This is a genomic window from Paraburkholderia sp. WS6 (assembly GCF_030464835.1).
Taxonomy (GTDB): Bacteria; Pseudomonadota; Gammaproteobacteria; order Burkholderiales; family Burkholderiaceae; genus Paraburkholderia; species Paraburkholderia madseniana.
Genome location: NZ_JALQCK010000029.1, coordinates 52,348 through 77,543, shown reverse-complemented (window position 1 = coordinate 77,543; position 25,196 = coordinate 52,348). Strand labels below are relative to the sequence as shown.

23 protein-coding genes and 2 pseudogenes are annotated in these 25,196 nt (G+C 60.6%); 18 read left to right on the top strand and 7 right to left on the bottom strand.

Annotated elements, in window-relative coordinates; translation table 11 throughout:
• Positions 1-313: 313 nt before the first annotated feature.
• Together M0D64_RS29165 and M0D64_RS29160 are read left to right on the top strand one after the other, a co-directional pair.
• Entirely contained in the window at positions 314-2,689 is a 2,376-nt protein-coding gene (locus M0D64_RS29165) for a YjbH domain-containing protein (RefSeq protein ID WP_266260285.1), read from the top strand.
• A 19-nt stretch (positions 2,690-2,708) separates the two neighbouring features.
• On the top strand, positions 2,709-3,443 hold the full coding sequence (locus tag M0D64_RS29160) for a carboxypeptidase regulatory-like domain-containing protein (RefSeq protein WP_266260284.1): 735 nt from the start codon (positions 2,709-2,711) through the stop codon (positions 3,441-3,443).
• A 231-nt stretch (positions 3,444-3,674) separates the two neighbouring features.
• On the opposite strand, the gene M0D64_RS29155 is transcribed toward M0D64_RS29160, so the two are convergent.
• On the bottom strand, positions 3,675-3,983 hold the full coding sequence (locus M0D64_RS29155) for a hypothetical protein (protein ID WP_171925641.1): 309 nt from the start codon (positions 3,981-3,983) through the stop codon (positions 3,675-3,677).
• 453 nt (positions 3,984-4,436) lie between these two features.
• On the bottom strand, positions 4,437-5,420 hold the full coding sequence (locus tag M0D64_RS29150) for a GlxA family transcriptional regulator (protein ID WP_266260283.1): 984 nt from the start codon (positions 5,418-5,420) through the stop codon (positions 4,437-4,439).
• A 1,072-nt stretch (positions 5,421-6,492) separates the two neighbouring features.
• On the opposite strand from M0D64_RS29150, the gene M0D64_RS29145 reads away from it, so the two are divergent.
• Positions 6,493-6,678 carry a hypothetical protein gene (locus M0D64_RS29145; RefSeq protein ID WP_120298521.1) on the top strand — a complete coding sequence of 62 codons (186 nt, stop codon included), beginning with the start codon at positions 6,493-6,495 and terminating at the stop codon, positions 6,676-6,678.
• A gap of 119 nt (positions 6,679-6,797) precedes the next feature.
• Here the strand turns inward: M0D64_RS29145 and M0D64_RS29140 are convergent, their stop codons facing one another.
• The 4 genes from M0D64_RS29140 to M0D64_RS29125 all read right to left on the bottom strand — a co-directional run bounded on the left by M0D64_RS29140 (position 6,798) and on the right by M0D64_RS29125 (position 10,206).
• Positions 6,798-6,995, bottom strand: a complete 198-nt coding sequence (locus M0D64_RS29140; RefSeq protein WP_171925604.1) for a hypothetical protein — start codon at positions 6,993-6,995, stop codon at positions 6,798-6,800.
• Positions 6,996-7,392: 397 nt separating this feature from the next.
• Positions 7,393-7,566 carry a hypothetical protein gene (locus M0D64_RS29135; protein ID WP_174825310.1) on the bottom strand — a complete coding sequence of 58 codons (174 nt, stop codon included), beginning with the start codon at positions 7,564-7,566 and terminating at the stop codon, positions 7,393-7,395.
• A gap of 144 nt (positions 7,567-7,710) precedes the next feature.
• A complete protein-coding gene (locus tag M0D64_RS29130) occupies positions 7,711-9,126 on the bottom strand; it encodes an MFS transporter (RefSeq protein WP_266260279.1) in 1,416 nt (471 codons plus the stop codon).
• A 39-nt stretch (positions 9,127-9,165) separates the two neighbouring features.
• Positions 9,166-10,206: a porin gene (locus tag M0D64_RS29125; RefSeq protein ID WP_266260277.1), complete on the bottom strand. Its 1,041-nt coding sequence runs from the start codon at positions 10,204-10,206 to the stop codon at positions 9,166-9,168.
• A 196-nt stretch (positions 10,207-10,402) separates the two neighbouring features.
• Between M0D64_RS29125 and M0D64_RS29120 the strand changes: the two genes are divergently transcribed.
• The 5 genes from M0D64_RS29120 to M0D64_RS29100 all read left to right on the top strand — a co-directional run bounded on the left by M0D64_RS29120 (position 10,403) and on the right by M0D64_RS29100 (position 15,586).
• The gene (locus M0D64_RS29120; protein ID WP_266260324.1) at positions 10,403-11,257 is read left to right on the top strand and encodes a fumarylacetoacetate hydrolase family protein; all 855 of its coding nucleotides are present in this window, start codon (positions 10,403-10,405) and stop codon (positions 11,255-11,257) included.
• A gap of 93 nt (positions 11,258-11,350) precedes the next feature.
• Positions 11,351-13,018 carry a bifunctional 3-(3-hydroxy-phenyl)propionate/3-hydroxycinnamic acid hydroxylase gene (locus M0D64_RS29115; RefSeq protein ID WP_266260276.1) on the top strand — a complete coding sequence of 556 codons (1,668 nt, stop codon included), beginning with the start codon at positions 11,351-11,353 and terminating at the stop codon, positions 13,016-13,018.
• 10 nt (positions 13,019-13,028) lie between these two features.
• Positions 13,029-13,871, top strand: a complete 843-nt coding sequence (locus M0D64_RS29110) for a VOC family protein (RefSeq protein ID WP_266260275.1) — start codon at positions 13,029-13,031, stop codon at positions 13,869-13,871.
• Positions 13,856-14,578 carry a class II aldolase/adducin family protein gene (locus M0D64_RS29105; RefSeq protein WP_266260274.1) on the top strand — a complete coding sequence of 241 codons (723 nt, stop codon included), beginning with the start codon at positions 13,856-13,858 and terminating at the stop codon, positions 14,576-14,578. Before M0D64_RS29110 ends, M0D64_RS29105 begins: the two co-directional genes overlap by 16 nt.
• 240 nt (positions 14,579-14,818) lie before the next feature.
• The gene (locus tag M0D64_RS29100; RefSeq protein ID WP_154563621.1) at positions 14,819-15,586 is read left to right on the top strand and encodes an IclR family transcriptional regulator; all 768 of its coding nucleotides are present in this window, start codon (positions 14,819-14,821) and stop codon (positions 15,584-15,586) included.
• 15 nt (positions 15,587-15,601) lie between these two features.
• Here the strand turns inward: M0D64_RS29100 and M0D64_RS29095 are convergent.
• A pseudogene (locus M0D64_RS29095) lies at positions 15,602-15,853 on the bottom strand (hypothetical protein); the annotation flags it as partial.
• On the opposite strand from M0D64_RS29095, the pseudogene M0D64_RS29090 reads away from it, so the two are divergent.
• The 10 genes and pseudogenes from M0D64_RS29090 to M0D64_RS29045 form a co-directional block, all read left to right on the top strand.
• A pseudogene (locus M0D64_RS29090) lies at positions 15,854-16,120 on the top strand (FAD/NAD(P)-binding oxidoreductase); the annotation flags it as partial.
• Positions 16,117-16,476, top strand: coding sequence for a RidA family protein (locus tag M0D64_RS29085; protein ID WP_266260272.1), 360 nt, complete (start codon positions 16,117-16,119; stop codon positions 16,474-16,476). The pseudogene M0D64_RS29090 and the gene M0D64_RS29085, both read left to right, overlap by 4 nt.
• A 99-nt stretch (positions 16,477-16,575) precedes the next feature.
• On the top strand, positions 16,576-17,673 hold the full coding sequence (locus M0D64_RS29080; protein WP_154563623.1) for a branched-chain amino acid aminotransferase: 1,098 nt from the start codon (positions 16,576-16,578) through the stop codon (positions 17,671-17,673).
• 652 nt (positions 17,674-18,325) lie between these two features.
• Positions 18,326-19,372 carry an LLM class flavin-dependent oxidoreductase gene (locus tag M0D64_RS29075; RefSeq protein WP_266260271.1) on the top strand — a complete coding sequence of 349 codons (1,047 nt, stop codon included), beginning with the start codon at positions 18,326-18,328 and terminating at the stop codon, positions 19,370-19,372.
• A gap of 47 nt (positions 19,373-19,419) precedes the next feature.
• A complete protein-coding gene (locus M0D64_RS29070; protein WP_266240908.1) occupies positions 19,420-20,892 on the top strand; it encodes an aldehyde dehydrogenase in 1,473 nt (490 codons plus the stop codon).
• A 10-nt stretch (positions 20,893-20,902) separates the two neighbouring features.
• Positions 20,903-21,217 (top strand): NIPSNAP family protein, encoded by a 315-nt coding sequence (locus tag M0D64_RS29065; RefSeq protein ID WP_154563629.1) that lies wholly within the window; start codon positions 20,903-20,905, stop codon positions 21,215-21,217.
• Positions 21,218-21,277: 60 nt separating this feature from the next.
• Positions 21,278-22,339: an ABC transporter substrate-binding protein gene (locus tag M0D64_RS29060; protein ID WP_308102515.1), complete on the top strand. Its 1,062-nt coding sequence runs from the start codon at positions 21,278-21,280 to the stop codon at positions 22,337-22,339.
• Between the two features lie 85 nt (positions 22,340-22,424).
• A complete protein-coding gene (locus tag M0D64_RS29055) occupies positions 22,425-23,258 on the top strand; it encodes an ABC transporter permease (RefSeq protein ID WP_266240940.1) in 834 nt (277 codons plus the stop codon).
• 1 nt (position 23,259) lies between these two features.
• Positions 23,260-24,057, top strand: a complete 798-nt coding sequence (locus tag M0D64_RS29050; protein ID WP_154563633.1) for an ABC transporter permease — start codon at positions 23,260-23,262, stop codon at positions 24,055-24,057.
• Positions 24,054-25,136, top strand: coding sequence for an ABC transporter ATP-binding protein (locus M0D64_RS29045; protein WP_168435831.1), 1,083 nt, complete (start codon positions 24,054-24,056; stop codon positions 25,134-25,136). Before M0D64_RS29050 ends, M0D64_RS29045 begins: the two co-directional genes overlap by 4 nt.
• Positions 25,137-25,196 lie beyond the last annotated feature (60 nt).

Sequence of the window (25,196 nt, the reverse complement as noted above, 5' to 3'; positions counted from 1 at the left end):
ATCACCAGGATCGTCGTAATTAATTCGGCATGCTTATTTATTGCATCGGCAAGTTCGCCTGATATGCGAGGGAGATTTTTCTAACGCGATCCAGCCATGGGGTTTCGTGAAAGCGCGTGGCATGAAAAGAGAGACATCGTCCAGAATTAGCGAGAAACAACACGAGGCGGCTGAACTGGACGTGGGCGTGACGTATCAGCGAGTGGACTGGCGATGAATACGTCGAGTATCAAACATCAAGATAGGCTGATAATCGCTGCGATCGCGACGGGTTGGTCCACAGCAACGCGAACTGATACAAGCAATCAAAAATATGACTCAAAATTTGCGCGGACAACAACTCCGATCGGCGCCGCGCGCGCTGGCGCTTGCTGCAGCCTTAGCGTTCTCCGCTTCGGCGCACGCGACCGACCCAGCGCTCAATGCGCTCGGACAGGCGGGTGGTTTGGTGATTCCGTATGCGTTTGCACTGCCCGAAGGGACGGTGGAGGCGCAGTACAACAACTACATCGATCCGCGCTACGGGAAGAAAGCGACGGGCGCGCAAATGTATTGGGGCGCGGTGGGGTTGCTGCCTTATGTGGAGTTCTCCGGCGGACTCGCCAATTACCCGGCTGATGTCCACGCGCCATTCAGCGGCGCCGACCACTTCCTGTTTCGTCACCTGATGGGCGACGTCAAGATCGAAGTGCCGAAGTTCTTCAAGTACCAGCCGAGCATTGCGTTCGGTGTGACCGACATTGGCGGCCAGACGCATTTCTTCCGGTCGAAATACGGCGTGGTGTCGCAGGCATTTGGACCGGTGACGTTGACCGCCGGTTACGGCCAGGGCGATCGCCTCGATGGTCTGTTCGGCGGCGCGCAGGTCTCGCTGTGGAACACGGGTTTGTCGCTGCTTGCAGAAGACGATTCGAAGACGCCTTACGCCGGCGTGCGCTATCAGTCTCCGCGGATTAGCTGGCTCGCCGATGCGAACGTGATCGGCACGTTCATGCGTTCGATCCGCTCGACGGATGGTGTGTCGCCGCGGACGTCGTTCTCGGTGGGCATTCAGATTCCGCTGGGCAAACGCTTTAGCAGTGCGCGGTGTGCAGACGGTTTGTGCGAGGGCCCACAGGTGCCGGTCGCGCAGACTGCGGATGCCAACGATGACGGTCCCATCCGCCTCGCCAGCCTGCAACCGGTGGACATGCGTGCAGCCACAGCCAGCAACAACCCGCTGGCTGCGGCGCCGATTACGTATGTGCCGCCGCTGCAGTCGTATGCGTCTGTGATGCTGAGTGATGTGACGGCCAAATCGTCGGATGCGCAGTCTCCCGCCATTCCGGAAGCGCTGGACACCTCCGCGCTCGATGAAATCGCCGCGCAACTCTTTGCCGCCGGCCTCGAGCGTGTGCGTGTCGGGATGAGCGGTCGCGATCTGGTGGTTGAGTACGAGAACCACCGCTACAACCAGAACGAAGCGGACGCGCTCGGCATTGTGCTTGGCGTGGCGAGCGTGAATGCGCCGCACGGCACGGACAGGATTCATGTGGTGATCAAGAAGGCCAATGAGCCGTTAGGCGAAGTCATTGTCGATCGCGATGCGTTTGCGCAGTTCGTTGCGGACGGTGCGCCAACGGCCGCAAGCGCATCAATGACGATGCGCACGCGTCCGACTTACGACGCGGATTCGATCGCATGGCATGGCAACGAGCACACGCATGGGCTGACGCGCATTCAGATCGAACCGATCGTCAGTTACCTGTACGGCACCGAGTACGGCAACTTCGACATTTCGCTCGGCGCCAACATTGAAGGGTTCGTGCCGCTGTGGCGCGGCGCGGAGCTGTACGCGAGTTACATCGCACCGATCTACAACACGAAGAACATGGACGACGGCCGCGTGTTCAGCAATTACCGCCTGCGCGGCGGCCTGAATGCGGTCGCATTGGCACAAAGCTTCTGGATCGTGCCGCAAGTGTTCAACGTGGCATCGGTCGGCAAGTTCGATTACTCGTACGTGGGTGTGCAAAACGAAACAACGGTGTTCGTGCCGGGCCGTCCCGACCTGATCCGCTTGCGGCTTGCCTATTTGCACCATGAGCCGGGCCATGACGAATTGCAGAGTGTGAAGAATGCCGAGCTGACTTACCGCTGGGTGCAGCCGTCCTGGAAGCTGTGGATCGAAGCGGGCGTGGCGCGTTTTGTGGGTGGAGACAAGGGACCGGTCGCGACGCTGACGCGCTGGTTCGACGACGTTTCGGTGAGCGTGCACGGCGAACATAGCGGGCAGGGCACGTTTGTGGGCGCCGCAATCAGCTTCCCGCTGACGTTGCGTCAGGGCATGAAGCCGGGGATCAGTCAGGTGTATGGCTCCGAAGAGTTCGGGCTTGATTTCCGCACGCGGGTGGGATCGACGAATTATCTGTCGGCCAATGGAGCGGAGAACATGACCTTCCCGTATAGCACGCAGCAGTTCTTGCTGAATCAGGGCCGCTTTAGCGGCGAGTACTTCTCGACCCAGCTTTACCGGATGCGTGATGCGTATCTGCGTTACGGGCAGCCTGGTAGTGACGGAACGAAGCCGAAGCCGCAAGTGAGTGTGCCTGCGGTGTCGACGGGCGCGGCGCTTTCGCATGGGGTCTGCGGAAACGGTTTGCAGGGTGTAAGCGACGGACGGGCATTGGTGCCGGTCAATTGTGACTGACTTTCTTTGGAGGTAGGCGATGAAGCTTCTAAACGGCGCCACGCTGCGCACGCTGCAGTTCGGATCGATAGTGCTTGCGACCAGTGCGCTGGTCGCATGCGGTGGCAGCGGCGACTCGCCGGGCGCGACGGTGAGTGGTACGGCCGCGGTGGGTGTAGCAATGGCAAACGCAAGCATTGTCCTGACTTGCAAGAACGGCACGGGTAGTGCGACGGCTAACGCAAGCGGCGCGTATTCTGCAACCTTCAAGTTTGACGGACCGTGTGCGATTACGGCGACCGGCGGCGCGATCACGATTCATTCGTTTGCGGCCGGCGCGGGTACGTACAACGTGACTCCCTTGACCGAATTGCTTTTGAGCTATCTGGCCGGGCAGCTTGGAACCACGGTTAGCGGGCTGCTGTCGGGAATCTCGAGCAACGCAACATTTCAGAGCGCGCTGTCCAATAGCACTGTGATCGCGAACGCACAGGCGGCCGTCGCCCAGTTGATCAAGACCCGGTACGGGATCACGCTTTCGTCATCTTCGTTCTTGACGGTTTCGTTCACGCCAGGGCAGCCCGGCGCGGATGCGGATTTGGACACTTTGCTGACCGCTGGCGCGATTACCGCGAATGGTCAGCCAGCGGCGTCGTTGACAGCCGCTGCGACAGCGGCGGGGGCGGCAGCGCCGATCTCCGGCGGGGGTAACAGCGGCGGTGGAGCAACCGGTGGAACGGGCGGCACCGGTGGCACAGGAACCACAACGAAATAGCTTTCACGCGCGGAAGCAGAGAATCGGGCCGCCGGACCGGTTCAGGTCCTCAACGGAACTGGGCCGGCCGCTCGCTAAAGAACCTTTGTCCAATACGAAATCGCTCTAACAAGCCTGGAGGGTATTTGAGGCTTCGTATCGCGATGGTCTGGATTGGATAATGAGGGTCTTTGCGATTCTGCCGCCAATATCCATGAACGGAACTACAAGGGCTTGAGACGTGAAAGGCAACTATTCGTAGCCGAGCCTATGACTCAGAATGGGCGCGAAAAAGAGTGCTATCGCAGAGCCCGCTGCCTTACCCTCGAGCACCGCGGCCGCAGCAGCGGCCTGCATTCCGTACAGGTGCGTGGATAGATCAAATAGCTGAGGTAGGCAGTAGAACGCTGCGATCACAATGCAATAACCTTGCATGACCGATATGCGCCAGCCTTTCTCGAAAGCGACAGCAGCGGCGACAACGCGCAGAACGCCGAATAATACAAGCGCACCCACAGCAGCCTGTTCGCGGAGCAAATACTCTGGAATAAACTCGCCCATAACTTCCCGTTCACCTGGAACGTTAAACCACCAGAACCATCTGAAATTGAAAGCCGCCAATTCGAACGTTGCCATCGAATGCCGGCCGCTCAGGACAATCGGTCTTCGGAATTCAGAAACGAGTTGACCGGTTTTGATGTTATCGAAACCGTCCCGGGACAATGAAAGCACGGCTGAATGAACCACTATATTGGCCGATATAGTCAAGCGCTACGTTCAGTAAAACGGGCGCGTGTTATCCATGCGCGGCCCTGCTTTTCAATATCCACGGTCGTGTTGGCCGTGTCTGCTTTGACTGTCAACGCGACTGCGAAGGGACTCATTCGTCTCGGCAGACTGTCACGGGTAGTAATCGGGGAGGGCAATCTGTGGCGTCCGCTTGGAGTAGGGGCTGCCGCAGTGCTCCCCGGATTGGGCTCGTGCCTTTGATCCGGCACCTGTGCTTGAGGCCTTCTACAGTGCCACTTCGTTGCGCATCCGATAGTCTGTCGGTGTCGTCGCCAGATATTTTCTGAAGAGTTTCGACAACTGCCCGCCGCTGCTGATACCACAGCGGCGCGCGATCTTGTCGACTGGCAAACGCGATTCAATGAGCATCCGACAACTCATGTTTAATCGTGCACGAAGTAGATAGTCGGAGGGCGTCACGCCGATCTCGCTCTTGAAACGGCGCAGGAAGTTGCGCTCGCTCATCGCCGCGACCTGCGCAGCATCGTCGATTGAGATGGGACGATCGACGTTCGCTTCCAGCCAGCGTGCCGACGCCAGGATCTTCTCGCTGATCTGCGGCGCCGCGTTTAGCGTGACCGACGACGTGAAAGGTGTATTGGGTTGCGGCGCGATCGACTCTGCAACCTGCTGCGCCAAATCGGCCCCGAGATCCTCCTCGACGATGCGTAACGCCGTGGATACGGCGCCCGGCGCTTCCGTCAGCGACTTCGCCGGATACAGGCCGTGCGCTTCGTTGCCGCCATAGAGAAGCGGGCAGTAGCGACTGGGCAGCCCGGCCGCTTGCAGCAGCAACAGGCCCTCTGCGATCGGATGCACGATCTCGCTGAACGGGTGCCTACGGCGTAGCCAGTTGCTCAGCCGCTCGTCGCGGCATGCCTGCTGTACGCCCGCACCGCCGGCGATGAACAACAGATGTGTCTGGTTCGTGCCTCGGTGCGACTGGACGTCGTCGGTCCAGACAAATACCGATGACGAACTGGCGATGCGCCCACCCGCGGCGGAAAGTAGCGAGACGTCGTAGCGTGCACTGCCAGATCGCTGCGCGGCGACGAGCGAGTTTGCCTTCTGGAAGATTTCGATGATTGCTGCGACCGTAGGCAGTGCAAATCCGTTGAACAGCGCAATGTCGATGCGAGTCAAAGCGTTCGTTTGCATCGGCACGGCACTTTGCCGCGAGATGCGCGGCAGAGTATGTACCAAATCCATTTAGTTTTCCCCGGAAATATGTGGTCTGCAAAGTCTTCTCCCTAAGACTCTGTCTTTTTCTTATCGGAGCATCCTATACATATGATTCCCTTGCCAGTATTTAATGGCCGAATTAGCCAACACATTGGCTGTTGCGGACACTGAGCAGCGAGATTGCGGGCAGTCTTGCTGGGCTTATGATTCTACCCGCGAACTGGCAAAATTTCGAATGCCCAGTGCGTCTCTCAGAAAAATTGAGACGGAATGTATAGCGCATCCTTTTTATATTTATATGTGGTAACGAATAATTGTTTGTCAATATCGCTGAATTGCCCATTGCAAGCGAAACATCTCGTAAGTAATTCAATTTGGAGCTATGTTGACCCAACCTAGTGCATTCGCTATGTCGCGTCGCAGGCTTTCACAAAACGCCACTGCCGACGCCGGGAAAGTAGACGCCTCAGGCCATTCGCGGGGCGACGTCCAGCTGCTTGGTCTTTTCGGACAGAAGTTTTCCGATAAACGCCTCAAAACGGTGCGACACACGGGAAGATGTAAAATTTCGGTCGGCCGCTCAGAATACGCGCTTGCAAAGGCGCGCCACGCGTCTCGTTGCCCAGCTACGCCGTAGGGCAGCGACCGTGTGCCGATTTCGAAGGTACTGCATCACGATACATCCAGGGATAGGGTGCATCTGCACGTTAACTCAATGCGATACCTCGCGAGCCGACTCTACTTTGCCGTCACGCCGGAATCTAACGATCAGGGTTCGTGGGACTCGGCGTCGTTCGGGCCGCGTGCGGATTGCTCAATACTCTGGAGCAACACCAGCGGCCGAATGGTGGCTTTTTGGGCGTATGTGGTTTGCTGCCGGTCAGCAGGCTTTCGTCTGCGATGCGCCCGGATTTTCACGAAAGGCGTTTCCCGCCGACTTGCGCATGGGGAACGCTTGTGTCATGTGACGTGTGATGTTTAACTCGTTTACCGCACTGGCATCGTTGCGGGCGGGGGGCGGGGGGCGGGGGATAAAAATTTTTAGCAAACGATTGCGGATAAGGCTAAATAAGCTTTGCGCGCGACCGTTAACGGGTTCATGCACAAACAAGACATTCAGACAATTGTCTCCGCAGCTCGCGAAACGGCCGATTCTATCGTCGGTGCGCGCGAGTGGAAGACGGCCGAAGATGCCAGCGCGATGCGCGATGTGATCTTTTGGGACATGCTTGCCAAGCGACTCCCTAACACGAACATCGCCGATTTGCTGTCAATGTTCGATTAGATGGCGGCGTCGGCGCGGTTCAGGCGCGGCATTTCCACCGCTCGCGGCACAGTCGGCCGCATGGCGTGATTGCGGACGTATCCGATGTCCGTCAATTGGTGTCTGAAGCTTTACGACGACTACTGGTCACCAAGACCCACCAGGGAAAAGATCTTGACGACTGATCCTGGTTTCGGTTGACGCTCGCCCTGTTGCTGAATGAAGACTTGCATCGCGCGCGTCATCTCCTGGCCTGAAAGTTTGCGATAGGCGCAAATGTTGTACGTGACGCCGTGCTGCCGGTCTTTGATGAAATTGTCTACGTTCGGTAGCTGCATGCTTCCCTCGACAACGTCGTGCGATTCTCCAGCGGGAACTGATCATCCTTCGTCCCTGGCCGTGGACGGCAGTCGCAATCGTTGACTAGGCAGAGCGTGTGCGGACCTGACCATCCCGTTTCCTGAGCGACAGTATCTCCGGTGTTTCGCGAACCTCCACACGAGTAGTCCCCAATCTCATTCATACCGCCTGGTATAGATGAGGTCCACGAAAAAGAGCCTGCCGCCCGAGGGAGCGGCAGGCTAAAAGTTCGAGGGGTGGGGTTCGCTTGAGAGAAGCGCCCCCTCGAAAGACCGAAGCTGAGTTTAGTCGTTCGAAGCAGACGGTGGAGGTACGCGGCGGATGGCGTCATGCTCTTGACGGAACAGGACATGAAAAAGGGCTCATCCCGGTCCTTTACTCCGCCGGCGAATGATTGACACTGATATCGATGCGGATCTCCGGGTAGCGATCGAGAAAACGCCGCAAAACAGGCTGCATGACGATCATGTGCCCGGCACGCGCGACGTTGATGCGCAGCAAGCCGGCAGGAAGTTCAGCAATGGCGCCTAATTCGTCCGAAGCCAGCACGAGCTCCCGTACTGCCGGCATTATTCGCTCGAAGAAAATCGCGCCTGTCTCTGTCAGGCTAACGCCTCGGGTATTGCGGTTGAACAGCGCAAGCCCGACACGGCGCTGAAGATTCCGGCTCGTCCCGCTGCTACCGGCGCCGCGTTATCTTTGCTCCCCGGCCGGAATTCGCGTGCGTTGCTGGAGCAGCGCGCCGCTCAGCAGTGCGAGTGCGGCGATGGCGCCCGGCACGAGTCCGGACAGAAAGATCTGCCTGGCATTCCAGTGCTGCGCGAGCATCAGGGTGCCGGCGACCGGACCGAGGATCGATCCGATACGGCCGACGCTCAGCGCACACCCGACGCCCGTCGCCCTCATCGAGACAGGATAGATTTCCGCCGCGAGCGAATTGAGGCCCGCCTGCGCGCCCTGTACGGCACAGCCTGCGCCCAGCGTGCAGGCCAGAATGAGCGCGCTGTCGAGGGGCAGCAGCACCAGCATCGCAACAAATGCCATGTACAGGATGAATTCCGTAAAGAGCACCGGTGTCACGCCGAACCGGTTCATCAATTTGCCCTGCGCGATCGATCCGATGATGCCGCCGACGCTGAATGCCGTAATTGCCTCGATCCCGATCGACACATTCTGCCCGTTCAAAACAAGCACGGCGGGAAGCCAACTGATCGAGAAATACAGAACCATCAGGTTGAGGAAATAGGGGATCCACAACAGGATTGTGGTGGGCGCGCGGCCGTCCGTGAACAATTGCCGGATCGTTGCGCCACCTGGACCGCGGACGGTGTCGACAAAGGCGACGGCGTTCAAGTCAAGATCCGGAGCGATCCGTCGCATGATTGCATTGACGCGCAGGTTCGCATCGCCGCGACAGATGAGGTAGCGCACCGACTCGGGCATCCATGCCGCCAGCGCCGCTGCGATGATCAGCGGCAGGCCTCCGCCCACATAGAACACGGCATGCCACCCGAAGTGGGGCAACAATGCCGCACTGACCAGCCCGCCTAACACCGCGCCGGCCGGCATGCCGCAAAAGAGCAGTGTCACGGAGATTCTTGCGAGGCGGCGGGGCGAGAACTCGGACGCGATGGCGACGATGTTCGGCATGGCACCGCCCAGGCCGACACCGGTCAGGAACCGGACGACCAGCAGTTGTGGCAGTGTCGTCGCGTAAGCGGTGAGGAGTGCAAATGCGCCGAACGAAAGTGTGGACGCGATCAGAATCTTTTTCCGGCCGTAACGGTCGGCGAGCGTGCCGCATACGACCGCGCCCATCATCAGGCCGACGAGTCCCGCTGTGAATACCGGTCCGAACCGGTGCAACGGAATGTGCAGGTCGGCGGAGATGGCGGGAGCAAGGAAGCCGATGGTCTGCGTGTCGAACCCGTCCAGTACTGCGACCAGCATGCATAAGGCCACGGTAAAGCGTTGCAGGGCCGACATGGGGCGCGCGTCGATGACGTCGCCCACGAGCGCTTCGCGCCTGCCGCCGCTCGCGAGTGGCCGGTCTGATTGTCCAGATTTGCCGCGGCCGGCGGCATCCAGTGTGACGTGAGCGATACGCATGACATTTCCTCGCATTTAATCCGTGATGGATTGACCAACCTAGAACGTGTGGCGGATACCTGCCTGGAAGCCGAGCTCGCTGCCACCGGCAAGCGGCACATTGCGCGTGATGGGCCCGGCTCCGCCAAGGGAAAACACACCGCCGTTGCTGTTGCTGACGTAGGCGAGCGTGCTGAACAGGAGCGTGCGCTTCGATAGCGCATAGGTTCCGATTGCGCTTGCCTGCCATGCCCGTGGGGCGTTTGCGCCGCTGACATCAATCCATCCCCAACCGGCGCCCACTGCCAAGTCAGGCGTGATGCGCCAGTCGCCTGAGAGCGAGTAGATGCTGGCATACACGCCGCGCACGTTGGCCGGCGCATTGGCGCCGGGGTTGTCACCACGGTAGTAAGACAGGTAGATGCGGCCGTGGCCGTAGTCGTAGTTCGCGGCGGCGAAGGTTGATTTGATCGAGAACGACGCGTTCTGGCTTTTCTGTTCGGCGTAGTTCAGACCGAAATACCAGGGGCCGCGCGAATAATCGATCATCGCGACATAGACGTTGTTGCCGGTGTGCGGCGACGCCTGTCCGCCAAGCGACACGAGTCCCTGCACCTTGAATCCATAGAGACTCGGGGAGATATAGCTGAGCGAGTTGTCGTAGCGGATGCCGAGGCTTGACGAGTTGTTGATGATCGAACCGTAGGTTGCCCCGTAGAAAGCATCGAGTCGCGCCAGCATGATGTACTGCGGTGAGTTTTGCCGCCCCGCGCGCACTTCGCCGAACGGCCCGGAAAGACCCACCCAGGCTTGCCGGCTGAATGCGCGTGTGGGATCGGCAGCCGAACCCTGCGAAAGCGAGAAGCCATTCTCGAGCACCGCGTTGACGTGGTAGCCCGCACCAATATCTTCCACGATCCGCAGGCCCAGACGACTTTGCTGATACCCGGCGCTGTCAATACTGACTGCCGTTCCCTTACCGGTGGCATGGGTCACGCCAAGATACGAATCGACGATGCCGTATAGCGTGACCGAGCTTTGCGCGTACGCGGTTGTGGCGCTTGTGCATAAGAGTGCGGCCGCCAGCCATGCTGCTTTCATCTATCTGTCTCCTTCATGTTGTTGTGTCATCCAGTCGTTCGCCGGTGTGTTGGCATCCGCGCAATGGCGTGAATATTGACCCTATACCGATACAAACATAACTATCGTTAACGCCTAATTATCGAAATACGATAAATTGGTTGACGTTAATTCCAGTTGCGTTATGATTCAGACATCGATTCCGGAGGGACATGAGATGAAGCTGGTGAGTTTCGAGTATCGGGGTGCCGCGTCGTTCGGCGTGGTGGATGGCGATAGCCTGGTGGACCTGGCGCCCATCGCCGGCGAAGTTGGCGGGACGTTGAAGGCGGCGCTGGCGAAAGGGAGCCTGCCGGCAATCGCGCATTGGGTCGCCGGCGCGAAGGAGCGCATCGCGCTGACGGACGTGAGGCTGTTACCCGTTGTGCCGGACCCGGAGAAGATTCTGTGCGTCGGCATCAACTACCTGTCGCACGTGAAGGAGACGGGGCGGGAGATTCCCACGTTTCCGATGATCTTCTCTCGTTGGGCTGATTCGCAGACCGCACACGGCGGCCCGATTGTTCGGCCCAGTGCGTCTGAAAAACTGGACTTTGAAGGCGAATTGGCAATCGTGATCGGCAAGACCGCGCGTCACGTGCGTCGGGAGGATGCCGCGCAATACGTCGCCGGATATTCCTGCTACAACGACGGCAGCGTGCGGGACTGGCAGAAGCATACGATCCAGTTCATTCCGGGCAAGAATTTTCCGTCAACCGGCGGATTTGGACCGTGGCTGGTCACGCCCGATGAGGTCGGCGATCCGTCGAAACTGACGTTGGTCACGCGCCTGAACGGCGTAGCGGTCCAGGAAGCGAAAACCGACGACCTGATCTTCGACGTGGGTCAATTGATCGAATACTGCTCCACGTTCACCGAACTGCGCCCGGGTGACGTGATCATCACCGGAACCACAGGCGGCGTCGGTGCCTTCCGCTCACCTCCCTTGTGGATGAAGGCTGGCGATGTGGTTGAGGTCGAGATCTCCCGCATCGGCACGCTGAGCAATGTGGTGGTCGACGAGGCCCGCTAGGAATAAATGTCCAGGAGGCGCCCGCCTTACGGTGGGCGGCTGGTGCGCGTCCCTGGTGGCGTCGCCGGTAGCTGATGCTGATGGAGTCAGGAATTGAAGATTATTCATGCCGACGTACTCGTAGTCGGAGGTGGTCCGACCGGGCTGGCGCTCTCGAATGTGCTCGGGAGCGCAGGCGTGCAGTTCACGCTCGTGGACCGCAAGCCATCCACAATCGCAGAGCCGCGTGCTGTATCGATCGACGACGAGTCGCTGCGAACCATGCAGGCAATCGGGCTTGCGGAGCCCGTGATGAAAGACGTCGTTCCTGGTTACGGCGTTCATTACTTTACGCGTTACGGTGGGCGGTGCTTTGGCAAAGTGATTCCGACTGCCAGCGAATATGGCTTCCCGCGCCGGAACGCGTTCCGACAGCCTCTGTTCGAAGCAACGGTGCGCGAGGGGTTGAACCGGTTCGAATGCGGCCAGGTGCTGTTCGGTCATACGCTCGAGTCCTTCACGCAGGACGACGAGGGGGTGGTCGCCCAGGTCACGGCTCACGATGGCGCGCAGATGGAAATTCGCGCACGGTACCTCATTGCCTGTGATGGCGGCCGCAGTCCGGTGCGCGAAATGCTCGGTATCAAGATGGTCGGCTCGACGTTCAAGTCGCGATGGCTTGTCATCGATACGGAGGACGACGACGATACGTTCTCGCAGATGCGGGTCTACTGCGACGCGAAGCGGGCTGTCGTCGACGTGCCGGGACCACACCGCACGCGGCGGTTCGAGATTCTGGTTCATCCCGATGAGTCCGCCGACGCGATCATGGAACCCGCAGCGATCCGGAAACTGCTCATGCCGTTCCGGGGCGACCGGGAGACGAACATCATTCGCAAGGTGGTCTATACGTTCCACGCGCGGGTTGCTGAACGCTGGCAGGAGGGGAGGGTATTTCTCGCCGGTGACGCCGCTCACCTGACTCCGCCCTATGCCGGGCAGGGGATGAACAGCGGCGTGCGAGACGCGTTCAACCTCGGCTGGAAGATCGCCGCTGTGCTGGAGGGGCGCTTGCCTGCCCAGGTGCTCAACACCTACGAGATGGAGCGCCGCGAGCATGCATGGGCGTTGATCCGCCTTGCGCTCAATCTTGGGACGGTGATGGCGCCGTCATCGCGTCTGAGCGCGTTCCTCTGGCAGTCGTTCTTTACCTTCGCCGGTTATATCCCGCCGCTGCGCGACTATTTCCTGCAGATGAAGTTCAAGCCCAAGCCGCGCTTCAAGGAGGGGTTGCTGGGACCGGAGGACGATCTCGGCAAACAGAGTTATCGCGGGCGCATGCTGCCGCAACCCCTGGTTCGGACCGCCGATGGCAGGACATGCCTGCTTGATGATCTGGCTGGTCAGGGGTTCGCACTCATCCAGTATGGTCCGGCTAATGGCAGCGGGCTGGCTGCGCTGGATCATCCGCTGTGGAGAACGTTACGTTGTACAAGGGTGCATGTCTTGCCTGCCGGCTCGCCCTTTCCGACGCTTCGAAGTGGCGCCTCGCACAGATTTGTTGTTGACGTTAATGGCGTGTTTGAAACGCCGCTCGCACACCACGAAGGACGCGTGCTGCTGTTACGCCCTGATCGCTATGTTGCCGGGTCTTTCAAGGTGGAGGAGCAGTCACGGTTCGCCGCTGTCTATGCAGCACGACTCGGTATCGATCGCTTTGACGAGCGTGTGGCGGATGTCGTCACGGTGACTGAGTCCGCTGCTGCGTCATCGCATGTCTGAGGGGAATATCATGGTAACTACGCTTCAGCAGGCCACGCCTGCACGACTGCATCATCTGCATATCGTGTCGGATGATCCGCAACAGCTCGCTGCTTTCTATCGCGCCCGGCTTGGCCTTGAGGATGTCGAGTCGCTGGACGACAGGATCGTGCTAACGGGGCCGTCGCGCGCGGTGGAAATCAGCGATTCCCGCAGCGGGCGTTTGCCTCATTCGGGTTTCGTGCTCAAGTCCACGCAGGAACTCGACAGACTGCGTCAACGATTGACCACGAGCGACGTTCAATGCTTGCCTACCGACAGCGTGCTGTATCAGTCCGGGGCGTTCATGGTTCGTGATCCCCAGGGCCGGCTGGTTTCTTTTGGGCTGGCGGCTGATGGGCCGCAGCGAAATGGTATGCCGGGGCGCCTGCAACATACCGTATTCCAGACGACGGAACTGGAACGTGTGATTGCCTTCTATACGGAAGTCATCGGCTTTGCGATCTCGGACGAGGTGGTCGACGACAGCGGCAAACCGATGGTGGTCTTCATGCGTTCTGACGACGAACACCACACGCTCGCGTTCTTTCAGGGCAGCCAGAATGTCTGGGATCATCACTGCTACGAGACGAGCGAATGGAATGACATACGCGATTGGGGCGACCTGTTCGCGAAGGCGGAAGTGCCGATTTTCTTCGGGCCAGGCCGCCATGGACCGGGCAACAACCTCTTCTTCATGGTCACGGACCCGGATGGCAACCGGTTGGAATTCTCGGCGGAACTGGCACACGTCAGTATTGACGATGCGCCGGGCGTCTGGCCTCATGGCGAACGTACGCTGAATTCGTGGGGACGCGCATGGATTCGAACCTAGAACAGGTCATTGCCGAGCTGGTCGTTGCGAATCATATTCTGTTCGACGAGCATGTTGTCGACGCGTTTGGGCACGTCAGCGTGCGGCATCCCGACAAGCCGGGGCATTTCCTGCTTTCGCGCTCCATGGCGCCATCGCGGGTACGTGCCGAGGACATCATCGAGCATGATGAAAATGGTGAACCGGTCGATGCGAATGGACGAGGCGTGTATCTGGAACGGTTCATCCATGCCGAAATCTATCGGGCACGGCCCGACGTCGTTTCGGTGGTGCATAGTCACTCGGCATCCGTCATTCCGTTCGGTATATCCCGGGTGAGCCTGAAGCCGGTATTTCACATGGCCTCGTTCCTGCATGGCGCTACGCGCTTCGAGATCCGTGAGAGTTTCGGCGATGAAACCGACCTGTTGATCCGCGATGCGGAGAAAGGCCGCTATCTGGCCCAGGCACTTGGTGGCGCCTGTGTGTCTCTGCTTCGCGGTCACGGTTCGGTCGTGGTCGGTGGCAACCTGCGCGAGTCCGTGTATCGGGCTGTCTACACGGAGGTCAACGCGCGGATCCAGGCTCAGGCGATTGCGCTCGGTACGGAAGTCGACTATCTGAGCGCTGCGGAATCCGGCGCTGCTACCCGGGCCAACGCGACCCAGACCAGCCGCTGCTGGGACCTGTGGGCCGAGCAGGCGGCGCGGCGCAAGACGCAAGTCTGACGCAAGTTCAGACGACTCGAGACGCTTACATCGCGGCTGCCGTGATTGTCCGGTCAATATGCATTCTTCAATACGGCCGCATCGGCCGCAATCCAGCCGTCCGCACGGACGGCGACTTCCCGCCTTGGTCCCACATCGATCAGATCTTTGATCGGCGTGGGGCGCGGTGTTTACATGGATTGCACAAAATTATCTAAAGGTGAGAAAATTTAACCATTTTCCTGCCAATAAATACTTGCCATGGCCGCATCTGACCGTTCTCTTTCCGTCCTGAAACTCTTCACGGTCGAGCATCCGGAATGGACCGCGGAAGACGTTGCCGCAGCGCTGGACGTTGGAATTGCCACGGCCTATCGTTATCTGTCTGCGCTCGACGAAGCAGGGTTGATCGCCACGACCCGCCCTGGTCGCTACGGCTTGGGGCCGGCGATCACGCAGCTCGACCGGCAGTTGCAGTTGACCGACCCGCTGCTGATCGCCGCGCGCCCGGTCATGAATGATCTGTCTGCCTACGCGCCGCCCGGCTCGGTCGTGTTGTTGTGCCGCGCAGTCGGTGAAAGCGTTCTGTGCATTCACCGCGTGCATGCGCCGGGCAGTTCGCCGGCGGTCAGCTACGAACGGGGACGGCCTATGCCGCTGTTCTATGGCGCGACTTCGAAGATGCTGCTCGCGTATCTGCCGCCGAGGCGTGTGAAGGCGCTCTTTGAGAAGCACACCAAAGCGATCGCGAAGGCGGGGTTGGGCAAGACACTTCCCGCCTTCCGGTCTGTGCTGGGCGAATGGCGCAAAGCCGGTAGTGTCGTGACACGAGGAGAGGTCGATACCGGTTTGGTCGGGATCGCGGCGGCCATTCTGTCGGCTGACAGGACGGGCGTCGGAAGCATCAGCTATGTCGTGACCGGGCAGACAGACGAGAAAACGATTGCTCGCCTCGCCGCACTGGTCTCGACCGGTGCGCGGGAGATCGAGATGGAGTTGCGCGACGAAACGGCTGCCGTTCCGTCCTGATTCGCTGCTCCGGTTTCAGGTCTGCCTGCGAGCAGATCGATCCGGCCCGGCATCGACGCTCGCCTCGCGATTTCCCCGTGCGGAAATCTTCCCCGCCTGGATACCCATCGCGCCAATGGCCACAGCGGCCAGCGCGGCCGGTACCGCGAGGCTATTGAAGATGAGCTGGAAGTCCCAGCCCATCGTCAACAGAATGCCGCCGATGGACGCACCGACGATACCGCCGATACGGCCGATTCCGAGCATCCAGCTTACGCCCGTCGCGCGGCAGGGCGAGTGCGCGAAATGGCACGCCTCGGCTGCACCGGGCCGAACCATACCAAGTTCTTCAGCCGGTGCGGTATGGGACCCTGCCAAGGTCGTCTGTGTGGGATTACCGTCACGCAAATATTGGCCGAATCACGGCACGAGACGCCGCAGCAAATTGGAGCGTATCGCGCGCGTGCGCCAATCAAACCAATCCCTCTGCACTCGCTTGGCGGATTGCATATTGGTTTAGGCGAAGCAAATACTGATGAGGATGCCTCGGAATGACGACTCAAACTGAACGCATTGACGTAACCGCGCGCATGAGCAAGATCGTGCGTCACGCAAATACCGTTTATCTATGCGGACAGACTGCCAAAGGAGCGGACGCGCACGACATCGCGCAGCAGACGCGCGAGGTACTCGAGCGAGTGGACGCTCTTCTGATCAAGGCGGGCAGCAACCGTTCGCGGATTCTGTCAGCACTGGTTCATCTTCGGAACATCAGCGACTTCGCGGCGATGAATGAGGTGTGGGAATCATGGCTTCCCGCCGGAGATGCCCCCGCGCGTACGACTGTGCAGGCACATCTTGCTTCTGAGGAACTGCTGGTAGAAATCACCATTGTGGCCGCTGTCGTATAGGCTGGAAGATGTAGAAGACCGGATACGTGGCCAATGGCACCAATGCCGTTTACGATGGCAGAATTCAGGACACGCATTTTTTTTGGGAGGTACTGAGACATGAGCACTGAGAATCAACTGCGGTTTGTCATTGAGCCGCACGCCAACTCTACCCCCGCTGACCAGATTGCCGCCAAGCTAGTCAACCCGGTGTTCGGGCGCGTCTTCTCCGATCACATGGTCACGATCCGCTGGACCGAGGGTACGGGCTGGCATGACGCCAAGGTCGAAGCCCGCCGTCCGTTCGAGATCGACCCAGCCTGCGCGGTGCTGCACTATGCGCAGGAGATTTTCGAAGGCATGAAGGCATATCACGGCGAGGACGGCAAGATATTGCTATTCCGGCCGCAAGCCAACGCCAGGCGTTTCCGTGAATCGGCCGAACGCATGTCGATGCCGCAACTGCCTGAAACCGCGTTCGTTGAAGCGGTCGAAAAGCTGGTTGATATCGACCGCGCATGGATTCCGGCCGCCGAAGGTGCCAGCCTTTACATCCGCCCGTTCATGTTCGCTTCGGAGAGTTTTTTGGGCGTACGCGCTGCGCACGAGTACATCTTCTGCGTGATCGCCTGTGCGGTTGGTCCCTACTTCAAGCCCGGCAAGTCGGCCGTCACCGTTTGGGTGTCGGACAAATACACGCGCGCCGCTTCGGGCGGTACCGGCGTCGCGAAATGCGGCGGCAACTACGCTGCCAGCCTGATTGCGCAGACCGAAGCGTCCAGCAAGGGCTGCGACCAGGTCGTGTTCCTCGACGCCGCGCAACACAAGTGGATCGAGGAACTGGGCGGCATGAACGTGTTCTTCGTGCTGGACGATGGTTCGCTGCGCACTCCGCCCCTGTCGGGCACGATCCTGCCGGGCATCACGCGCGCCTCGATCATCGAATTGGCCACGCGTGAAGGTATCGCTGTCGACCAGTCGCCGTACTCGTTCGAAGCATGGCAAGCGGACGTCGCCAGCGGCCGCGTTAAGGAAACATTTGCCTGTGGCACCGCGGCGGTCGTCACGGCGATCGGCGAGGTCCGTCATGCCGGCGGCGAGTTCAGGATCGGCGACGGTGGCGAAGGCCCCGTCACGCAACAGATTCGCACCAGGCTCACCGGCATACAGCGTGGCAGGATCGCCGATCCGTTCGGCTGGGTCCATCACGTCGCTTGAGCGATTTGGCCGAATAATATGGACTGAGTAATTTGTCTGATGCGCGCCGCCGGGAGATAGCGACACCTACCAGGAACCGGCGGCGCGATCATTGACGTCAGAGTCAGTGCGTTATCCAGGCCCCGCAATTCGTGATTGTCCGCCGTTTCGGCTCACCAATTACGGTGCTCGTGCGGACCTCTACGGATGCTTCAACATAGACCTGCGTCAGTTGACTCTCGCGAAGCGGTAGCGGATGCACTGACGACTTTCATTTGCTTTTGCCAAGGCAACAGCCCCCGCGGTAGGCCTGATGGGTGCGGCGCTTGGGTGCGTCTGAGCGCACGTGAGATGACGGACGCCAGTCCCTGATTCCCGCGGACGAAATCGGCGCCGTACCCTGCCTGAACGTGACCTGTGCCGATCGCCGCAGCAGGTTCGGCGAGTCCTGTTCCTGGCCAACCACGCCTACACCATCGCTTTGGGCGCTCCGCCGGCGGCAGCGCGATATATTATGGTATTCCATAATATTGAAACGCTTGATCTGAGCGCTCTGGTGGAATACCGTAATACCAACCGCGGCGTCCCAGCGGTCGACACGGAGCGACGGCGTCCTTCAACGAGCGCCGGTCGCGGCAGGACCGACTCCCAGCTTTCTGCATACAGGTCGATCATGAAATTCTCGCTGTTTGCTCATATGGAGCGTTACGACGCTGCCACGCCCCACCGGCAACTCTTCGACGAGCTGACCGAACTCGTTCGGATCGCGGAAAAGGGCGGTTTTGAAACCGCCTGGATCGGCGAGCATCACGCGATGGAATTCACGATCGCGCCCAATCCCTTCATCAACCTTTCGTATCTGGCCGCACGCACCGAGCGGATTCGCCTCGGCACGGGCACGGTGATCGCGCCGTTCTGGCATCCGATTCGCCTCGCGGGCGAGGCCGGCATGGTGGACGTCGCGAGCAACGGGCGGCTCGACCTGGGCATTGCGCGTGGCGCCTACTCGTTCGAATATGAACGTCTGTTGCCCGGACTCGATGCTTTCGGCGCCGGCGCCAGAATGCGTGAACTGGTTCCTGCGTTGCGCCAGTTGTTCAAGGGCGATTACGCGCATCAGGGCGAGTTCTGGTCGTGGCCGTCCACCACGCCGGTACCGCGTCCTGTCCAGCAGCCCCATCCGCCGATGTGGCTGGCCGCACGGGATCCGAACTCGCATGAATTTGCGGTACGCAACGGCTGCAATGTGCAGGTGACCTCGCTCGCCGCGGGCGACGGCGAAGTCGTCAGTCTGATGGAGCGCTTTAACGCAGCTTGCAAGGCTAACCCCAATGTTCCGCGGCCGCAGATCATGATGCTAATGCACACCTTCGTCGGCGCGGATGCCGCCGAAGTCGACACGGCCGTCGAAGACCTGTCGCGCTTCTACTGCTACTTCAGCAAGTGGTTCAAGAACGAGCGTCCGGTGACGCATGGCTTCATCGAGCCGTTGACCGACGCCGACATCGCGTCGTTTCCGCAATACGCGCCGGAGCAGATTCGCAAGAATCTCGTGATCGGCCAACCGGGTACCGTGATCGACCGTCTCAAACAGTATGAGGAACTCGGTTTCGATCAATACAGTTTCTGGGTCGACAGCAACATGAGCTTCGAGCGCAAGCGCCGCTCGCTTGAACGCTTCATCTCCGATGTGATGCCTGCCTTCGCCGCGCACGGCTGATTGCCGGTCGTCCTCGAATCGACGTTCTGCACTCAGGAGCAGAAGTTATGTTGAAGTCGTTCCAGCATTACATCGACGGTGAGTTCAGCGAGGCGGCCGACACCTTTGACAGCGTGAATCCCGCGACCGGCGCCGCATGGGCGACGATGCCCGCAGCCAGCGCGGCGGACGTGGACCGCGCGGTGAACGCTGCGGACCGCGCGTTGTTCGCGCCAGAGTGGGCGGGTCTGACGGCCAGTCAGCGCGGCAAGTTGCTATACGGGCTCGCGGACCTCGTTGCGGCAAACGCGCTGGAGCTCGCGCAACTTGAAACGGCGGACACGGGCAAGATCATTCGCGAGACGCGCAGCCAGATCGGCTACGTCGCCGAGTACTACCGCTATTACGCGGGCGTCGCCGACAAGATCCAGGGCGCCTGCCTGTCCGTCGACAAACCCGATATGGACGTTTTCCTGCGACGCGAGCCGGTGGGTGTGGTCGCCGGTATCGTGCCGTGGAATTCGCAGCTGTTTCTCTCGGCCGTGAAGATCGGACCGGCGCTCGCCGCCGGTTGCACGATCGTCCTGAAGGCGTCTGAGGAAGGCCCTGCACCGCTGCTCGCATTCGCCAGACTCGTGCATGAGGCGGGCTTTCCGCGGGGCGTCGTTAATATCCTGACCGGTTTCGGCGTGGACTGCGGCCGCGCGCTGACGAGTCACCCGCTCGTGTCGAAGATCGCGTTCACGGGCGGCCCAGACACCGCGCGCCAGATTGTGCGTAACTCCGCCGGGAACCTCGCGGCAACGTCGCTGGAACTGGGCGGCAAATCGCCGGTGCTCGTTTTCGACGACGCGGATGTAGACAGCGTCAGCAACGCGGTGATCGCAGGCATCTTCGCCGCGAGCGGGCAAAGTTGCGTGGCGGGTTCGCGCCTGTTGGTGCAGCGCGGCATCCGTGACCGGCTGCTCGCGCGGCTCATCGAAAAGGCGCGCGCGATCAGGATCGGCGATCCGCAGGACGTGGGTACCGAAATGGGGCCGCTCGCGACGCGCAAGCAACGCGATCACATCGAAGCCGTGCTCGCTGCCAGTCTCGAAGCGGGCGCCACGCTGCTGACGGGGGGCGGCCGTCCAGAAGGACACGGCGAGGGTTTCTTCTTCGAACCGACCATCGTCGATTGCCCGTCATCCACCGTTCCAAGCGTCGCGCAGGAGCTGTTTGGTCCGGTGCTGAGCGTCATGACTTTCGACACTGAAGCCGGAGCGCTCGCGCTCGCCAACGATACGAAGTATGGCCTTGCGTCGGGCGTGTTCACGCGCGATCTGACGCGCGCGCATCGGCTCATTCGGCAATTGCGTGCAGGCATCGTGTGGGTCAATACCTATCGCGCCGTGTCGCCCATCGTGCCGTTCGGCGGATATGGCTTGAGCGGCCTCGGGCGCGAGGGCGGCCTCGATGCGGTGCTCGACTACACACGTACCAAATCCGTCTGGATCCGTACGTCGGACGACCCGATCGCCGACCCGTTCGTCATGCGCTAAAGAGGCTGACATGTACTACGAAATCCGCACGTACAAGATCAAAACAGGCGCGGTGCCCGCGTATCTGAAGCTGGTCGAGGAAGAAGGCATCGAACTGCAGAAGCGCTATCTCGGTGAACTCGTCGGCTACTTCTTCTCGGAGATCGGGCCGCTGAACCAGATTGTCCACATGTGGGCATATCCGAGTCTCGACGAGCGCGAAGCGCGCCGTCAACGGCTTGCGGAAGATCCCGCATGGCAGGCTTTCATTCCGAAGATTCAGGCGCTGATGGAAACGATGGAAAGCAAGATCATGAAGCCCGCCGCGTTTTCGCCGCTGAAGTAAGCACCGTATTCGCAAACCGTCCTCTCGAAGCCAGCCGTATCCTTTCAAGGAGCAGTCGTCATGAAGCAAGCGCTACGTATGCCCGCGCGGGCGCGCGCAGTGGCCGTCACTGTGGTTGCCGCCGTGGCCGCCACAGCGGCCGTGTTGATCCATGCGCCGGTGTCAGCGGCCCCCGCGCCGATCGTATTCGCCAGTTGGGGCGGGACGACGCAGTCGGCTCAGCAGAAGGACTGGACGCAACCGTTCACGCAGGCATCGGGCATTCAGGTCCTGATGGACGGCCCGACCGATTATGGCAAGCTCAAGGCCATGGTCGACAGCGGCAACGTGCAGTGGGACGTGGTCGACGTCGAAGGTGATTTTGCGTATGCGGCGCTGCGTGACGGCCTCGTCGAACCGATCGACTATTCGGTGGTAGACAAGGCGCAACTGGACCCGCGCTTCATGTCGGCGGGCGCTGTGGGCAGCTTTTACTATTCGTTCGTGCTTGGCTACAACAAGGCGGCGTACAAGAGCGGCGCGCCGGCGAACTATACCGACCTGTTCGACACGAAGCGCTTTCCCGGCAAGCGCACGTTCTACAAGTGGTCTGCGCCCGGCGTGCTCGAAGTCGCTTTGCTCGCCGACGGCGTCGCGCCTGACAAACTCTATCCGCTCGATCTCGATCGCGCCTTCAAAAAGCTCGACACGATCAAGAGCCAGATCGTCTGGTGGAGCGGCGGCGCTCAGTCGCAGCAATTGATGGCATCCGGCGAAGCGCCGATCGGCGTGTTCTGGAACGGCCGGCTGCATGCATTGCAGCAGACCGGTGTGGACGTGGGCATATCGTGGAATCAGAACCTGACCGCAGCGGACATGCTGGTCGTGCCGAAGGGCACGAAACATAAAGCCGAGGCCATGAAGCTCCTTGCCAGCGCGACGGGTGCACAGGCCCAGGCGAATTTCGCGGCGGAAACCGGTTATGCGCCCGTCAATCTGAAATCCGCCGCGCTTCTGCCGCCGGATGTCGCGAAGACCCAGCCGGATCAGTACAAGACGACGCAGATCAATCTCGACATGAAGTACTGGGCCGATCACCGCGATGAAATCGCGAAGCGCTGGTACGCGTGGCAGTCGAAGTAAAGCGCGGCCGGACGAACCCAGCGAAGGAGTCATCATGTCGAATGCCGTCAGTACTATCGCGGAACCGCCGGTCGTGGCGCCGAAGATGACAGTCGGCCTCAGGAAAATCCGGCTGATCGCGCCGGCGCTGTTCCTGCTGGTTGTGTTCTTCGTGTTGCCGGTGCTTTCGCTGCTGCTGCGCAGCGTGCTGGAGCCGACGCCCGGCATTCAGAACTACGCGCAGCTATTCGGCTCGACCACCTATCTGCGCGTGTTCGGCAATACGTTTTTCGTCGCTTCGGTGGTGACCGTCGTGACGGTTGTGATCGGTTTTCCGACCGCGTGGCTGCTCGCGATCGCGCCGCGTTGGATCGGCAAGCTGATGTTCGCGATCCTGCTGCTGTCAATGTGGACCAATCTGCTTGCGCGCACTTTCGCATGGATGGTGCTGCTGCAACAGACTGGCCCGATCAACCGTTTGCTGATGTGGCTTGGCGTGATCCATGAGCCGTTCACGCTCGTGAATAACCTCACCGGTGTGACAATCGGCATGACCTACATCATGTTGCCGTTTCTCGTGATGCCGTTGCATGCCACCTTGCGCGCGATCGATCCGACCACGCTGCGCGCCGCCGCAATCTGCGGCGCGACCCGCTGGCAGGCATTCTGGCGGGTGCTGGTGCCGCTCGCGATGCCAGGCATTGCGAGCGGCGCGCTGATGGTGTTCGTGATGGCGCTCGGCTACTTCGTCACACCCGCGCTGTTGGGCGGCCCGGAATACATGATGCTTGCCGAACTGATCGCCCAACTTGTCCAGCAGTTGCTGAATTGGGGGCTGGCGGGGGCGGCCGCGTTCGTGCTGCTGCTCGTCACGTTGTCGTTGTACGCGGTGCAGCTTCGCTTCTCGAGCCGCGCCGTGAGCGCCACAGGAGTTCACTGACATGCTGCTCGATTTCGATCGTCTTGGCCCGTTGCGCTGGCTGCTGCTGAGCGTCGGCGGAGCGGTGTCGCTGTTCCTGCTGCTGCCGGTGCTGTTCATCGTCGCGCTCTCGTTCGGTAATTCGCAATGGCTAATGTTTCCTCCACCCGGCTGGACGCTGCAGTGGTACGGCATGCTGTTTGCCGATCCGGGCTGGCTCGACTCGCTGCTGACGAGCGTCGAGCTGGGGCTCGTCGTGATGGTGCTGTCGGTAGTGCTGGGGCTGCTCGCGTCGCTGGCGCTGACACGCGGCAATTTTCGTGGACGTGCCTTGCTCAAGGCGTTCTTTCTGACGCCGATGGTGCTGCCCGTCGTCGTGCTCGCCGTTGCGCTGTATGGCTTCTTCCTGCGTATCGGCTTGACCGGCACGCTGGTCGGTTTCGTGATCGGCCATCTGATCATCGCGTTGCCGTTTTCGATCATCGCGATCAGCAACTCGCTGGAAAGTTTCGACACGTCGCTCGAGGATGCCGCGCTGATCTGCGGCGCCGGGCCGCTTGAAGTGAAATGGCGCGTCACGCTGCCGGGTATCCGGCTCGGCCTGTTTGCGGCGGCGATCTTCTCGTTTCTTGCGTCGTGGGACGAGGTCGTCGTGTCGATCTTTATGGCCAGCCCGACGCTGCAGACGTTGCCGGTGCGCATCTGGAGCACGCTGCGGCAGGATCTGACCCCGGTGATCGCCGCCGCGTCGTCGTTGCTCGTCGGACTGACCGTCGTCCTGATGTTGCTGAGCCTTGTATTGAAGAGAGGTAAATCGTGAGCGCGCCGTTTTTGCAGATTCAGCGTCTTCGCAAGACCTACGATCAGGTCGTCGCCATCGATCAGGTGTCGCTCGACATCGAGAAGGGCGAGTTCATGACTTTCCTCGGGCCGTCTGGCTCGGGCAAGAGCACCACGCTGTACATCGTTGCGGGCTTCCAGTCGCCGACCGACGGCCGCGTGTTGCTCGACGGCAAGCCGCTGCTGTCGGTCGCGCCGAACCGCCGTAACATCGGCATGGTGTTTCAGCGCTACACGCTGTTTCCGCATCTGACGGTCGGCGAGAACGTCGCGTTTCCGTTGCGCGTGCGACGCTGGGCGGAGGCGAAAGTGCGCGCGAAAGTCGATGAAATGCTCAAGCTCGTGCATCTGGCCGATTGCCGTGACCGGATGCCCGGGCAGTTGTCGGGCGGCATGCAACAGCGTGTCGCGATTGCGCGTGCGCTGGCCTACGATCCGCCAGTGCTGCTGATGGACGAGCCGCTGTCCGCGCTCGACAAGAAGCTGCGTGAAGAACTGCAGACCGAACTGCGGCGCATTCATCAGCAAACCGGTGTCACGATCCTGTACGTGACGCATGATCAGGAAGAGGCATTGCGCCTGTCCGACCGGATCGCGGTGTTCAACAAAGGGCGCATCGAGCAGGTCGGCACGGGTGAGGATCTTTACCGAAAGCCGGCGTCGCGCTTCGTGGCAAGCTTCATCGGCAATTCCAACTTCCTGCCGGTCACGTTGGCCGGCGGCCATGCGGACTCGCATGCGGTGTTTCCCAACGGCAGGCCGGTGCCGATCGCGGGCTGCGACCATGCGCTTAACGCGGGCGACGGCGGCGCGCTGATGCTGCGGCCCGAACAGATCCGTATCCGCGTGCAGGCGCCGCACATGGCGAACGATGGCTTGCCGGTCGTCGTGCGTGACATCACGTATCTGGGCGACACCATGCACTATTCGGTGGCGACGCCCTGGCAGCAGGAGATCGCGGTGCGCACAGCGGTGGGCGCCCATGAGGCGGGGCTCGCGGTGGGCGCGCAAGCCTGGCTCGACTGGGACCGCGCCCATGCGCAGGTGTTTCCCGCATGACGCGCGGCATCGCGGTCCGTAGCCGACGACTGTGCGATACTATGGTATTCCAAAAACCAA

Bases quoted from the DNA above. Each gene is read 5' to 3' on its own strand.
- M0D64_RS29085 (WP_266260272.1), top strand. From the start codon at position 16,117: ATGACGACTCAAACTGAACGCATTGACGTAACCGCGCGCATGAGCAAG.
- M0D64_RS29060 (WP_308102515.1), top strand. From the start codon at position 21,278: ATGAAGCAAGCGCTACGTATGCCCGCGCGGGCGCGCGCAGTGGCCGTC.
- M0D64_RS29080 (WP_154563623.1), top strand. From the start codon at position 16,576: ATGAGCACTGAGAATCAACTGCGGTTTGTCATTGAGCCGCACGCCAAC.
- M0D64_RS29120 (WP_266260324.1), top strand. From the start codon at position 10,403: ATGAAGCTGGTGAGTTTCGAGTATCGGGGTGCCGCGTCGTTCGGCGTG.
- M0D64_RS29110 (WP_266260275.1), top strand. From the start codon at position 13,029: ATGGTAACTACGCTTCAGCAGGCCACGCCTGCACGACTGCATCATCTG.
- M0D64_RS29150 (WP_266260283.1), bottom strand. From the start codon at position 5,420: ATGGATTTGGTACATACTCTGCCGCGCATCTCGCGGCAAAGTGCCGTG.
- M0D64_RS29105 (WP_266260274.1), top strand. From the start codon at position 13,856: ATGGATTCGAACCTAGAACAGGTCATTGCCGAGCTGGTCGTTGCGAAT.
- M0D64_RS29160 (WP_266260284.1), top strand. From the start codon at position 2,709: ATGAAGCTTCTAAACGGCGCCACGCTGCGCACGCTGCAGTTCGGATCG.
- M0D64_RS29050 (WP_154563633.1), top strand. From the start codon at position 23,260: ATGCTGCTCGATTTCGATCGTCTTGGCCCGTTGCGCTGGCTGCTGCTG.
- M0D64_RS29100 (WP_154563621.1), top strand. From the start codon at position 14,819: ATGGCCGCATCTGACCGTTCTCTTTCCGTCCTGAAACTCTTCACGGTC.
- M0D64_RS29140 (WP_171925604.1), bottom strand. From the start codon at position 6,995: ATGCAGCTACCGAACGTAGACAATTTCATCAAAGACCGGCAGCACGGC.
- M0D64_RS29145 (WP_120298521.1), top strand. From the start codon at position 6,493: ATGCACAAACAAGACATTCAGACAATTGTCTCCGCAGCTCGCGAAACG.
- M0D64_RS29165 (WP_266260285.1), top strand. From the start codon at position 314: ATGACTCAAAATTTGCGCGGACAACAACTCCGATCGGCGCCGCGCGCG.
- M0D64_RS29130 (WP_266260279.1), bottom strand. From the start codon at position 9,126: ATGCGTATCGCTCACGTCACACTGGATGCCGCCGGCCGCGGCAAATCT.
- M0D64_RS29065 (WP_154563629.1), top strand. From the start codon at position 20,903: ATGTACTACGAAATCCGCACGTACAAGATCAAAACAGGCGCGGTGCCC.
- M0D64_RS29075 (WP_266260271.1), top strand. From the start codon at position 18,326: ATGAAATTCTCGCTGTTTGCTCATATGGAGCGTTACGACGCTGCCACG.
- M0D64_RS29055 (WP_266240940.1), top strand. From the start codon at position 22,425: ATGACAGTCGGCCTCAGGAAAATCCGGCTGATCGCGCCGGCGCTGTTC.
- M0D64_RS29125 (WP_266260277.1), bottom strand. From the start codon at position 10,206: ATGAAAGCAGCATGGCTGGCGGCCGCACTCTTATGCACAAGCGCCACA.
- M0D64_RS29155 (WP_171925641.1), bottom strand. From the start codon at position 3,983: ATGGGCGAGTTTATTCCAGAGTATTTGCTCCGCGAACAGGCTGCTGTG.
- M0D64_RS29070 (WP_266240908.1), top strand. From the start codon at position 19,420: ATGTTGAAGTCGTTCCAGCATTACATCGACGGTGAGTTCAGCGAGGCG.